The sequence below is a fragment of the Bacillus nakamurai genome, assembly GCF_001584325.1.
GTDB classification, from domain to species: Bacteria; Bacillota; Bacilli; order Bacillales; family Bacillaceae; genus Bacillus; species Bacillus nakamurai.
The window spans coordinates 482,051-496,840 of record NZ_LSAZ01000041.1; the positions used below are offsets into that span (position 1 = coordinate 482,051).

General features: G+C 44.9%; 3 protein-coding genes. All 3 read right to left on the reverse strand.

What is annotated here, in order from left to right; translation table 11 throughout:
• Positions 1 to 31: 31 nt before the first annotated feature.
• The 3 genes from AXI59_RS17205 to AXI59_RS19865 all read right to left on the reverse strand — a co-directional run bounded on the left by AXI59_RS17205 (position 32) and on the right by AXI59_RS19865 (position 14,789).
• Positions 32 to 11,977, reverse strand: coding sequence for a non-ribosomal peptide synthetase/type I polyketide synthase (locus tag AXI59_RS17205; RefSeq protein ID WP_061528817.1), 11,946 nt, complete (start codon positions 11,975 to 11,977; stop codon positions 32 to 34).
• Between the two features lie 20 nt (positions 11,978 to 11,997).
• A complete protein-coding gene (gene fabD / locus AXI59_RS17210) occupies positions 11,998 to 13,200 on the reverse strand; it encodes an ACP S-malonyltransferase (protein ID WP_061528818.1) in 1,203 nt (400 codons plus the stop codon).
• Between the two features lie 1,436 nt (positions 13,201 to 14,636).
• The gene (locus AXI59_RS19865; protein ID WP_156476314.1) at positions 14,637 to 14,789 is read right to left on the reverse strand and encodes a hypothetical protein; all 153 of its coding nucleotides are present in this window, start codon (positions 14,787 to 14,789) and stop codon (positions 14,637 to 14,639) included.
• Between the last annotated feature and the right edge of the window lies 1 nt (position 14,790).

Genomic DNA, 14,790 nt, shown 5'->3' on the forward strand with positions numbered 1-14,790 from the left:
TAAAGAAAATAATGCATGTTCCCCTTGCTTCCTAAAAGTTCAATTGAATAGAATCGATCGTGTTATCTTCTTCCGCGCTGCTTCCGCTTAATTCGATATGATCGATTTGAACGTTTTGATGTTCTATAATCGCGGATAAGATACGTAAATAGTCGTTTGATAAAGCTTCGATTCTGCTTTTCTTAAATAGTTTCTTCGAGTATTCGAACAGACCGTAATGTTTGTCTTGGTCCACCTGGATCGACAAGGTCAGATCGAATTTGGCAACCGTATGTTGAAGCTTATACGGCGCGAACCGAAGGGAATCCATTTTCAATTCAGCTTGATCAAGATTCTGCAGCACAAACATCGTATCGAACAAAGGATTACGGCTTGAATCTTTTGGAAGATGTAAATGCTGGATCAATTCTTCCAATGGATAGTCTTGATTTTGATAGGCATTCAGCATGTTTTCCTTGACTTCGTTTAAGTAAGCATCGAATGTTTTACGGCCTGCCGGGTGATTGCGAATGACTAACGTATTGACGAACATTCCCACAACAGGCTCTACATCTATATGAGTCCTCCCGGTGATTGGCGTCCCTACGACAATATCCTCTTGTCCGCTGTATTTGGATAAAAGAATCGTATAGGCTGCCAATAAAATCATATAAAGAGTTGCCCCTGTGGTTTCTTCCATTTGGCTTAAGCGCTCTTTCAATGGTTCCGGTATAAGAAATTCAAATGATTCGCCTTCGTAACTGCGTATGGAAGGTCTCTCGTAATCCGCAGGCATATCCAGTGCAGGAATGTCATCATGAAACCGATTCAGCCAATACGCTTCCTGATTCTTGATGTTCCGTCTCTGGACTTCCGTTTGCTGCCAAACCGCATAATCTTTATATTGAATAGAAAGCGGATCCGGTTCGTTCCCCTCATATAGTTGACTTAGATCTTTCATCAGAATATTCATGGACACGCCATCAGAAATGATATGATGCATATCAACCAGCAGCACATGCCTTGAAGGTTCAAGTTCAATCAGTCCGACTCGCATCAACGGCGGCTTGGTTAAATCAAAAGCTTTGATGAAATCAAGCACACGATCTTCCACTTCTTCTTTTCTTGCTTGAATTCGTTCTATTGTAAATTCGACGCTCGGATGAATACGCTGTGCCGGTTCGCCTTCATATAGTTCAAAGCTGGTCCGCAAAGCTTCATGACGCTCGATTAATTTTTGGAAAGCGGCGTTTAATCGGACCGGATCGATGTTCCCTTCTACACTCATGGCGCCCGTCATATTGTAAGTCAGCTCGCCGCCATCCGCATGGCTTAACAAATACATCCGTCTTTGAGCCGAAGAAACTGGATAATAGGGCATTTCCTTTGCAGCAGGAATCGATGCATATCGATTTTTTTCCATGCGTAACGCCATGTCAGCCAACTGTTCAATGGTAGGAAACTTAAATATGTCTTTTAGAGACAGATTCACATCAAGCTCTTTGTGGATTCTGGCAGCTAAGGCCGCCGCCCGAATGGAATTTCCTCCAAGATCAAAGAAATTATGCTTGATCCCCGCATGGCTGATTCCGAGCACCTCTTGCCATAAGGCTGTCAGCTTGGTTTCAATCTCGTTGCCCGGCGGTACATACTCGGCTGTCTGCTGCAAAGTTGTCTCAGGCGCAGGCAGTGCTTTACGATTTATTTTCCCGTTGGACGTTAACGGCATATGCTCCAGTCGGACAAAATAGGACGGAACCATGTAGTCCGGCAGCTCCTGTGACAATTGTGCTCTAAGCTGTGCTGCTGTTACAGGTTTATCGCTCACATAATACGCACACAATTGTTTTAAGCCGTCTTCTTCTTCTCTGGCTAAAACTGCGGCCGCTTGCACCGCTTCCGCATTATGCATCGCTGCTTCGATCTCACCAAGTTCGATTCGATGCCCTCTGATTTTGACTTGTTCATCGATTCGGCCCAAATAGACAAGATTTCCATCCCGCAATCGCTTAGCCAAGTCCCCGGTCTTGTACATCTTCGTTCCCGGGGCAAACGGGTTCTCAACGAATTTCTCTGCCGTTAAATCCGGGCGATTCCAATAACCTCTGGCGACACCTGCTCCGCTGATATATATTTCACCGGGTACCCCGATCGGCACCAGATTCCTGCTGGCATCCGCCACATAAATGTTCGTATTGGCGGCCGCAGAGCCTATCGGTACAAATTCTCGCTTATCCCTTTTAGCGTCGTAATGATAAATCATACAACCAACGACCGCTTCCGTCGGTCCGTATTCATTGAATATGTCCAGCCGGCCTTTAAACTGCTCGCTTACACTGCGGGCCAGGCGGGTGCTTAAATTTTCTCCGCCCACAATCATTTTCCGAATTGCCGTTCCCTCGGCTATATTCATTTCTTTGAGTACATGTAAATGCGCCGGGGTTAACTTGATCATATCTATTCTTGGGTCCTGCATAATTGTTGAAAGCACCGCGCTTTTGTCTTCTCCATCGTAGACAATGACGGTATTTCCCGTGACCAACGGTGTGAAAATCGAAGTCACCGTTAAATCGAAAGAGACGGAGGAGTACAGTGGGAAGTTGGTTTTCTCGCCCTTCACATAGACCTCTTTCGCCCACCAAATATAGTTGGCCAGTCCTTGGTGCTCAATGAGTACGCCTTTCGGATTCCCGGTGGAACCTGACGTATAGATCATGTAGGCCAAATCATGGGCATCGCTGATCAATTCAAGATTCGAGCTGTCCTCATGATAAGAGCTTTCCTCATCCAAAAGCACAACGCCGCCATCATACGTTAATTGCTTATGCAGGTGGTGCTGTGTCAAAACAATCTCCGCCTTTGAATCTGTGAGCATATACTGTATCCGATCTTCCGGATACTCCGGATCAATGGGCACGTATGCGCCTCCGGATTTTAGAACAGCCAAAATTCCAACAATCAGCTCGATACGGTGCGGGCAGATGATGGCAACGAACCGATCCGCCTGTACGCCCTTCGTTCTCAACGTCCGCGCCAATTGGTTTGCCCGTTCATTGAGCTGCCTGTACGTGTACCGCTCATTGCCAAATATAACGGCTTCATGGTCAGGCCGCTGTTCTGCTTGCTTTTCAAACCATTGGCATACCGTTTCATCGTGCGGATACGGCGTCTTTGTGTCATTAAACTCCATCAGCAATTGATGCCGTTCGGCGTCAGATAGCATAGGAACGGCAGATAAAGACATCTCCGGCTCTTGGACAAGGCTATTCAAAATGAGGGTATAGTGCTTTGAGATCTGTTCAATGGTTTCTTGTTCAAACTGCTCTGGATTAAAATCGAAATGCATCTCTAATTGCTGTCCGGCATCTTCGATCGTTAGCATCAAATCATATAAAGAGACTCCGGGATTTCGTTCTTTTACCCTAAATGTACATCCATTTTGCTGGATCTCATAAAATTCAATGTTTTGAAACACAAACATCGTGTTAAACAGCGATTTTCCTGTTGTTTCCCGCTGCACATTTAATTTCTCCACCAGCCTGTCAAATGGGTAATCCTGATTTTCGAAAGCATCAAGTGTTTGCCGCTTTACTTCTTCCAAGTAATCTGCAAACCTTTTATTGGCGTTCGGCTTGGTCCGAATCCCGATGGTTTGAATGAAAATACCGATCATGCTTTCGATATCCGGATGATTTCTTCCGGAAGCAGGCGTGCCTACGACGATATCTTCTTGGCCCGTATATTTATGAAGCAGCACTTTGTAAGCAGCCAGAAGCAGTGTATACAGAGTCGTTCCCGCCTTTTGGGCCGTATCTTTAAGCGAACGGATGACATTTGGCTGTAAGGAGCACGTCACGCGCTGGCCCTCAGAAGACCATTCCATCGACCTTGAACCGTCTGCCGGCAGTTGAAGAATAGGGATTTCTTCCTGGAATTGCTCCAGCCAGTATTTCTCCTGCTGCTCCATGGTCTCTCCGCTCAACCACTGGTTCTGCCATTCTGCGAAATCTTTATATTCAAATTCAATTTCCGGCAATGGCTCATGATGGTATAAAGCAAACAGCTCATTCGTAAGTATGTTGATGGAGTAACCATCCGAAATAATATGATGCATATCGATGAGCAGTTCCGCCTGCTCGTTATCGATCTTGATCAGCTCTGCGCGAACCAAAGGAGCTTGTTCCAGACGGAAAGGTTTTACAAACTGATCTGCATAGCGTTCAAATTCATTTCGGTCCATCGCGCGGACATGAACGTTAAAATCAAGCTCACTTGCCATTTTCTGGATAATTTCACCATCTATAATCTCAAAAGAAGTGCGAAACGCTTCATGCCGCTGCATGACTTGTTGAAGGGATGCGACCAAGGCTTCCTCATTGTACTGCCCTATAATCGATATTTGGCCAAACATATTTTGCGACAGTTGAGTCGGTTCCAGCTGATGCAGGAAATATACTCTTTGCTGCGCTGGCGATGTCCGGTAATAGGCTTTCTTCTCAACAGCCTTCATAGGGTGGTGCATGACTTTCTTTTCGCTCCGGATTAAACTTGCCAACTCCTTAACGGTCTGATGATTGAAAAATTGCCCTATAGAAACTTTTTGGTGTAATGTTTTCTGTACTTTGGATAGCATAAGCGTTGCTTGCAGCGAGTTTCCTCCCAGAGCCAAGAAGTGATCTGATCTGCCCACCCGTTCAAGTCCGAACAGTTCCTCCCAGATCTGTGCCAGCTGCCGCTCCGTTTCATTTTCCGGCTCTTCGTAGACGGCAGCAAGATTTGCCGCATTGTTTAATGTTGCAGAGACTCGCTGCTGGTGACCGGCATACAGCTCTTGTAAAGCTTGCTGTTCTTCATCTGAAAACATCTTCAAGGTCTCAAAAGGGACTGAATCCCCCTCAGCCATTTTTTGCAGCAATTTCGCAAAGTCCGCTCCCCACTTTTCCATGATCTCAGGGCTGATGACGTTCGTATTAAAATCGAAATCAAGAATATATTCTTGATCCACGTCCGTTACGTTAAGAAATAAATCGTATGAAATGCATTTCACAGGGTAAGCAATGGGCTCGGCCTCCGCCTTTCCGAAATGCAGCTTTCGAAAAGGCCTGTCCAAATTAAATATAATACGCATATCCGGCACTTGATCGTGCGGAAGCTGTCTGGCCACCAGTGTCATCGGAACAGCTTGATGCCGCATTGCTTGATTCACGTTTTTCTTCATATTGTCAAGGAAACCGGATAAGGTGCTTTCTGAAGATGCCGTGTTCTTCACCGGAACCATATTGACGCAATTTCCAATCAGCACATGGTGATTCATATGCGATTGACCTGCCGTTGGAATCCCGATCACAAGGCCGGACTGTTTGGTAAGCTGGTGCAGAAAAAGGTGAAATGCGCCCAGCATGGTCACAAATACGCTATTTTTCATGCGAATGCTTAATGATTTTAAAGCCTCGCTTAAAGGCCGCCCCAGCCTAACCGTACACTGATCACCCTCAAATCCGTGGGAATAACGGGAAGAAGCCGCGCTTGGCAGGGCTGCCTGAGGTATCGGTTCAGAGAAGTGCCGCCGCCAATAACGGACTCCTTCTTCATACTGGCCGCTATCAATCTGCGCTTGCTGCCAAGCTAAATATTGGTGAAACGGAGCAGCCTCATCCGACGGAAGCGGTTTTCCTTCTGCAATGGCCGCGTAAGTGCTCTCAAGCTCTTGTACAAAAACAGCGATCGACCAGCCATCGGCAATGATATGATGAAAGGTAAGCACAATCAGATGTGCGTCTTGATTCGATTTAAGCACATGAATTCTAAACAATGGCTTCTGTTCGTGAAAATGAAACGGCTGCTTGGCATCTTCCGTCAGCCATTTCTGAATTTCCGCCTCTCGATGCTCATCCGGGTGACCGGTAAAATCGACGACAGGAATTTCCACATCCATCCGTGCCTGCACTTGCTGTACTTCGTCATCGACATGAATGACCGTGCGTAAAGCGTCATGGCGGCTGACAATATGCTGAACCGCTTGTTTTAACAGTGTATGCTGCACTTCACCCTTCACTTTTAACATAATGGATTGGTTTAAAGCTGCAGAAGCATCATTCCCATAATGGGATACCATCACCAATTGTTTTTGTTCAGGAGAAAGCTCGTACGCCTCGGGTTCTCTATGGCCCCCGTCATCAGGGGAATGCGGGCCTTCCGGAATAAATCCGCCCCGGCGAAGATCCTTCACTGTGTCTTGGACGGCTTGAATGATATAAGCAATATCATCCGCAGTATGAGCCGTAGACAAGAAGCAGTTGCGTCCTTCCCAAACATAGACCCCTTTATAATTGAGGTGGTAAAAGAACAAATCATTATCAACCGATGAGACAAAACGGAACAAGGATCCGAATTGAACCATACGAATAGGCACTTGGGACTGTTCAAAGTAGCGATTTAATTGATCGACCAAGTCTGTCGTCTTTTGATTTAACTGCTTATACAGATTTTCTCCCTCGGATTGAAGATGCCGAAGCACGGCTAGTGACATTCTCATGGTAAGCGGGTGAGTATTGAAGGTGCCGGCCACAAACGTGCGTTTCGCCTCGTCCGTCGGATAGGAGCCGTCCCCATACTGCCAGGTTCCGCCGTCGATCGCATTCATGAACTCAGCTTTTCCGGCAACAATACCTAACGGCTGCCCGCCGCCGATGATTTTTCCGTAGGTCACCAAATCGGCTTGAATGCCGAACCATTCCTGTGCACCGCCGAGACCGATCCGAAATCCGGTTATAATTTCATCCATAATCAAAGCTGTCCCGGATTGCTGCGTGAGCGCACGCAGTTCTTTTAAGAATGATTTCGGCTGCAAATCCGGCCTGCGGCTTTGCACCGGTTCCACCAGTACGGCTGCCAATTCATTTCCCAGACTGCGAATCACGTCCAGCGAATCCGGATTGTTGTAATGCAAAATAATCAAATCATTCATATAGTTTTGCAGGATGCCCGGAGCCAGCGGATTTGCAGGCGAAGCCCCGCCTTTCGTATTGGCTACACCTAATACGCCGTCAAACGTACCGTGATAAGAGCCTGAGAACACCACAACTTTCTTTCTTCCTGTGGCCGCCCTTGCCAAACGAAGGGCAACCATGACTGCCTCTGTTCCGGAATTATAGAAAGCGACCCTTTCTGTCCCGGTGCATGCGCGAATTCGATCTGCAACTTCTCCGGCGACATTCGACATCGGTCCGAGCGGCGGCAATGCCGATTGGGTTGAATCATTGATAACTTGCGTAATAAAGGACGGATGATGTCCAAAAAGATTAACCCCGAAGCCCATGGTGATATCGATATATTCGTTTCCATCAATATCCCACATCTTGGAGCCGTCCGAACGTTCGGCAATAATCGGGTAAACCATTTCCTTCCAATACGAACGGAAGCTGGACAAGTTGCGGTTATTTGCATGAGCAAATCGGGTTTCGTCCGTATATTGTTTGGAACCTTTCGTTTTGTCTGTGTATTTCTTGATAAAGGTTTCTAAATATTGTCTTTGCTGTGCAGTATAGTGTCCCTGTTCATGCAAGTGCTGCGGCTGAAAAGGAACATAAGGCTTCGCTTCTTGAGTCAATTTCTTTTCTGCAGTGACAGAGGGGGTCCCTTGCTTGGAAGAAGGGAACGATTTTTCTTGCGCTTTAGCGTATTCTTCCGCTGCGGAATGATGACTGCTGTTTCTCAACAAATTAAAGCTATTCAATTGAGCTTGTAAGGTGTCCTGAATTAATTGATTCTGAGAAGCAATAATTTTTTCCAGCATTTGCTCTTGGTGATCTTCTCTATGATCTGATTCGGGCTGTGTTTCTGAAACGACAAGCTTTTCATGCGCCGCCACACTCTCTTGAGGCGGAGCGGATGCAGCCGTTGGCGCGTCCTCAGCCAAGTAATCTACGACACTTTGAAGGTTGTTCATCGTATCAAAAAAGCGCTCCATCGGGATGTCCACATCAAATTCATCTGCAATGGCTTTTTTGACCTGGCTCAGCATGATGGAATCCATACCGAACCCGATAAAATGGGCATTCAGGTCGATTTCCTCCGCTCTGATTCCAGAAGCATTGCTAATCACAGTCTTGAGGAAGGATTCAATATGTGCCTTCGTATGATCGATACCCAATGCTGCTTCCCCTCTTTCTTTTCCTTCTTTAAAGCGCAAATGGTCAGCTTCAGCCCAGCATCGATTCCGTTCAAACGGATATAAGGGCAATGAAACTTTTCGTACAGCTTCATTGGAATATAAGGCGCGCCAATCAATTACGGCCCCTTGCACAAATAATTCAGCGGCACGATTCAGCCATGTGATTCGTTCATCCTTCGTGCTGGCACGATGCTGCATCAGATGAGCGGCTTGTTTATTCAGATCGTCTTTGTCGGCAGGCAGCATTTCCTTCATGTTCTTGTAGCCAAAGTATACCTGAGGAAGATTTCTCTCTCCTTTAATCAAGCAGGTCAGCTTATCTATTAATTCTTGCTTACTTGATACAATCATGGCCACACAATGATCCAAATGAGCCCTTCCTGTACTGGCTGTATAGCAAATTGATTTCAATGAAGCTTGATTGTCATCCGAAATATAATCCCGATACCGCTGAGTGAGTTCATAGAGCGAAGTTTCAGTATGGGCGGATAAAACAAATAGGTTCGGCTCATTCCCGGCTTTGGATGCATACTCACTTTGAGGAGTATATTCTTCCAGTACCACATGCGCATTCGTTCCGCTAAAACCGAACGAGCTGATTCCGCATCGCAGCGGTCTGTCAGCAGGTGTGAAATCCATCACTTCCTGATTTACATAAAATGGTGAAGATTGAAAATCAATTAACGGATTCGGTTTATTAAAATGCGCTAATGGCGGGATTTTTTTGTGATTCAACATGAGGACAGATTTTATCAGTCCGACAATGCCCGCCGCTTCAAACAAATGTCCGATGTTCGATTTAACAGAGCCAATCGCACAAAATTGTTTCTTTGCCGTATGCTTTTCAAACGCTTTACAAAGCCCGTTAAATTCAACCGGATCGCCAAGCTTGGTTCCGGTGCCATGCGCTTCGATGAAAGACAGTGTTTCAGGAGCAATTCCCGCGTCTTTCCAGGCCATCTCAATGACTTCGGTCTGAGCTGCCGGATTCGGTGCGGTGATTCCTGCGGTTGTCCCGTCTTGATTCATCGCGCTTCCCTTTATCACGCCATATATATGATCTCCGTCGCGAACCGCAGCCTGCAAAGGTTTCAACAGGACTGCCGCCACGCCTTCGCCGGATCCTGTGCCGTCCGACTCTTCGCTGAACGTTTTGGTGAGACCGTCTGAAGACTCCATATCGAGCCCGATACGCATCGGCAATAGCGATGTTCGAATACCTCCGGCAATTGCCATTTCACACTCGCCTGTAAGCAAAGATTTGCATGCCATATGAACGGCAACAAGTGATGAAGAGCAAGCCGTATCCACGGTGACCGCCGGCCCTTTTAAATTTAAAAAGTAAGCGATTCGGCTCGCTAACACGGAAGGAAGATTCCCTACAATATATTGATGAAGTTCCTCCGGATAATTCGCAGAGAGGAGACGTTCGTAATCGTAGCCCACCTTCGAGTACCCTGCATATACCCCGACCCGGCTCCCGCTAATGGTGTCGCCGGCATAGCCTGCATCCTCAATCGCATGCCATGCGGATTGCAAAAACAGCCTTTGATTGGGGTCCATGAACTGTGCGCTTTTGGGAGCTAAGCCAAAGAACGAATAATCAAATCGGTCGATTTCGTCTAAATAGCCGCCCTTAACAAACTGACTTTCATTGAATTCGCTTTGAATGGATTGTAAATAATCCTTCGCATCTTTGACTCTTGGTTCAGGATATTTTCGAATGCTGTGTTCTCCTCTTTCCAGCAGGTGCCAAAAACCGCTTTTATCCGATGCCCCCGGAACATTGAGCGACATTCCGATAATGGCGATGTCTTTCGACGAAACATGGCTTGGCTTCGCTGTATCGGCTTGCTTGATTTCAGCATGGTTTTCAGCCAGAAATGCCGCTAAATCTGTGATAGAAGGATACGTAAATAGATCGGCAACCGCAAGCTCACGGCCAAACTTTTGTTCTATGAGTTCGGCAATTTGAGATAATTGTAATGAAGTTGCGCCCATATCAAAGTAACTATCATTTAGATGAATCTTTTTCCCGGCCAGCACTTCGGAAAAGATAGACAGCAATTCCGTTTCTATCTCAGGAATAGCAGTCTGACCCGGTTCCTTCGGATTGCTCTCCAGAAATTCCTTGATTGCGGCAGACTCTATCGAAAATGTCCCAGTCTCATACTGCTTAGCCAGTTCATATCGCTTAACCTTTCCGCTAGTCGTTTTTGGCAGCTTTCGGATCGGAAGGACTTCTTTTATGCTCCAGCCGCCTCGTTGGTACAAATGCTTTTTAATGTCTTTGACAAGCGGCGCAAATTTTTCAGTGGATTTTTTGAAAACAACAAAGAGCACGATTTCGCCGCTTCGCGTCTCTTGATCGTATACACCGCAGGCTGCGACTCTTCCTAAATCAACCCCTTCCATTTCAATCGCGACCCGTTCAATATCATGAGGATATACATTTTTTCCGTTCACAAAAATAATGTCTTTTTCTCTGCCGGTTACGACGAAGTTACCTTCTCTGATGAAACCAAAGTCACCCGTTTTTATCCAGCCGTCGGAAGTCAGCGCTCTGTCCGTACTTTCGGGGTTGTTATAATACCCTCGGGTCACATTTTCCCCCTTGATCTGGATATGACCGATGATTCCGTCTTCTAATCTTTCGTTTGCTTCATCGCTGATTCGAATCTGACAGTAGTCAATAGGCTGTCCCACTTCGACGAAAGAAGCGCAGTTTTGGTCCTCCTTGCTGACTTCCACGGCTCTTTCACCAAGATTTAAGTGATCGCGATGCAAATAAACAGGAACAAATTCTTCACCTGTTTTAGAGAACGATGCGCCAACCGAAGCTTCCGCTAAACCGTATACATTCAAAATGGCGGATCTTTTCATATTGAACATGGCGCATCTTTTCAAAAATTCGTCACACAGCTCTGGCAATATGGGTTCCGCACCGTTTGCGATGACCCTGATATGGGATAAATCCCAGTCTAAATTTTGTTCGTTTTTCAGAAATTTAAGGAAATAGTTGTATCCGAAATTAGGAGAGGATAGAATGCTGGCTTTATGTTCATGAGCTTTTTTCATCCAAAGGATAGGTCTGCGGATAAATAATTCTGTCGGCATTAGATTTTGATTGATTCCAGCTAAGATGGGAACTAGGTGGCAGGCAATGAGCCCCATATCATGGGTTAAAGGCATCCAAGATAAAAAAGAATCTTTTAAGTCAATAGACAGAGCATTCCGAATGGCACACGTGTTATGTATTAAGTTATGATGCGTTAACATGACTCCTTTCGGGTCCCCTGTCGATCCGGAAGAAAATTGAATGAAGGCCAGTTCATCCGCATCAGGTTCATTTAATGAAGCGGGATGATCGTAGATTTGATCTTGAATCATGTCAGATTTCTCGTTTAATTGTTGATGGAAATCTTGTAAATCGTGTTCTGCAGCGTATTTTTTTATTTTTCCCAATACCTTTTCAGAGGCAATCAGAAACGGATTGTTTAATATATTCCAAATGCGCCATACCTTTAGTTTATGGTCATCATCTTCTCCGATACTGACCGGTACCGGAATCATTCCTCCTAATAAACAAGCCCAAAAAGCGACGACAAATGATTTGTTTTCTTGGATTTGAAACACAATTTCTTGCTTTGGCTGAATGCCGATATGTTGTAAGTAACCGAGAAATCCTTGCGCTTCGTCAAACAATTGGCGATAAGATATAAACGTCTCTTTTTTATCGGACTCGATAAAACGGACCCCGTGATCCGTTATATTGCTTCTTTCCCGAATGACATCGACTAAAGTTTGAAATTGATTGGTAAACATAGGTTTCCTCCAAGGCAGCTTTATTTTAAAATCCGCAATTGTTCCAAAGCCGGAATTTGTTTAGCCTCAAAAATGTGTTGACATAAATGGATCGAATGATCGAGCTCTTCTTCTGAAAGCTCGTTTTCATTTCTTTTCATTCTCTCTTTGAGCCGTTGTAACTGTGCAAATAATGGTGTCGCCAGATTGGAATATGCCAATGCATCTTTGTTATAATTTCGCGAAATGATGGATTGAATCATCATTTTATGCAGCTGCTTCTTGCGTAAATGGACAACATTTTTATGTCTTTCCGCCGAATTGGAAAGGTAATGAACGTCAGATGTTTGTCCTAAAGAATAAGCTGCAATATGATTCGTTATTTTTTTCAACAGACTGCCCAAGACGTTCTTGGGACCCATTTCGATGACTTCGGTGACACCATGTAAAAGCAAGTAATACATCGATTCCGCCCATCTTACCGGGCTCGTCATGTGCTGATGCAAATGTTCACTGACTGAATTTCCATTGCGGTACGGAACCGCTGTGACATTCGAAATGATCGGCCATGCGGCGTCCCGGAAGGTACACTGATGTAACGCAGCCTGGAATTGTTCGGACGCTGGCTGTATCATCGAACTATGAAAAGGAGCGCTGACATTCAAATACGTGTGCTTAGCCCCCCTTTCCTCCGCTATCTTGATGACACGTTCCACAGCTTGCCGGTGTCCGGAAATCACATGCTGCTGATCTGAATTCATACAAGCTATGCCTGCCGGAAAGTCTTCCGTCGACATTTCTGAACATATTTCTTGCAATGTTTGGAGCTCGATCTGAGTTACTGCGGCCATCGTCCCCAGCCGCTGGGGATCTGCATTTTGCATCAAAATTCCCCGCCGCCTTACAAGCTTAACGGCATCTTGAAATGAAAGAGCGCCGGCGCAGACAAGAGCTGAATATTCTCCTAAGCTATGACCTGCCAGAAAGTGCGGTTTAACTCCTATTTCCTGCATATACACTTGAAAAGCAATGACACTGACCGTTAAAATGGCGGGCTGCGCATTCATTGTCTTAGTCAATTCATTCATATCTCCGTCAAAACACAGCTTTTTTACATCCATGGAGATGGCATCGCCCGCCTCTTCAAATAATCTCTTCGCGAGCACAAAATCATTCCAAAAACTTTTACCCATGCCTACAAATTGAGAACCTTGTCCAGGAAATAAAAAGGCAAGACTGTTCATTAGCTCCCTCCAATCGCATTGAATAGGAATCCATAATCATACAAAATATCCCTATATATAGCATCGTAGCATTATTATAACAAAAATGTATAGAATACTTTTGTAGGAGTTATATTCGTTTTTGTAAGCGAACTAGATACATTTATTCATAAAAAATGGCACCAAAACCGCAAATCAGTACAATGATGAGAGCCAACAAGGAACCTTCAGGCGCTATAGCCAGCGATATGGCTGTGCGGCCGATCCTGTCAATAAGCATACCTGTAAAAGGTACATGGACGCCTATTAATCATCCTGCTTCACTCAAACCATGTCCGTGATGCTTCATATGTATTTCCAATGTCATAACGATTAGACCTTTGTTGTTCATTGTTAGGGATTCTTTGTATGTCTGAGAAGGTGTTTGTGATCTGACTGCGCTTTGATGAAAGCTGTTGCGACAAGGAATGTGTCTGGGCGGGAAAAAAACACCAAAGTGCAAGGGTGAAAAACCACGCAGATCGCTAGGGACTGGGTACCGATTGGGATAGCAATCGGCCCTTTTGGGGGAATAGAGTTTGATTGTTTGCTTTTTCTTATAAAGACAGATTTTTATTTTTCATCCAAATGGTCCTTTAAAAGGTTTTGCCATAAGGAGCAATATTTTCGTTCTCACGAAATATAGTTATTTTCCGCATTTACTGCTTGAATGGATAAATACATCATTAACACCCTTTATTTATAACATAATTCATTTATTGTAAGACATTTCTACATGATTTCCTCTATTCCCTTTCGAATTTCGTCAGATTTTGTAATTTTATTTATAATGGACCGCTTTTATGTCCTCTCTATTTACTCTTTTGTTTGATTACCATTCAAATAAACAATAAGTTACTATCTTTATTTTTTGTTTTTTAATTTTTTATTGTGAAAATGTAAAGAAAACCCGGTGTGAATAGAATTTTCGCGTATAAAAAAACAGCCGATTATTTCGGCTGTTTTGGTTGACCTGCGGAGTCAGAGAGATTCATAGTTTTTTTCTTCTGGTACTCAATCCGATACACTTTGCATTTGTGTACAGACTTGTTTTCCCGATGCGTAAAAGCTTTGCAGCTTCCGCTTTTTTCTGCCTCTTCGATAGTCTCTCTTTTAACGGTTTGACCGTTTGGGGATGTTGGCCTGTTTGTATTAAGGGGCGCTGTCTTTCTCTAACGTCCGGTTTGCGCGGAAGGTGCAGGTGTTCCGTACATATTCTCCAATTCTCTTATGTTTCCCGGCCGGGAATAGTATTACAATTCTTCCGCAGCTTCATCGGAAAGCTCCGGCCCATACCTTTACAATCTGGCAGTCGGGACAATATCCTCCATGCTTTCTGCTAACGGCGGGATCTGAATTGTAATCACATTCAGCCGTTAGCACAGATTCTGGCGGAATTTCTCTCCTGTACCATTTTCTCAAATCACACGTGTCACCGCCATTACGCGCTCATCAATCGGTACCGGACTTCTGCCGCCGATCCGTGCAAATTCTTTTTCCTGCAATATAAGCAGCAGAATGTTTTTATTGAATGTTTCATCGCAATCCGTCCCTTTTACTTCAAACATCATA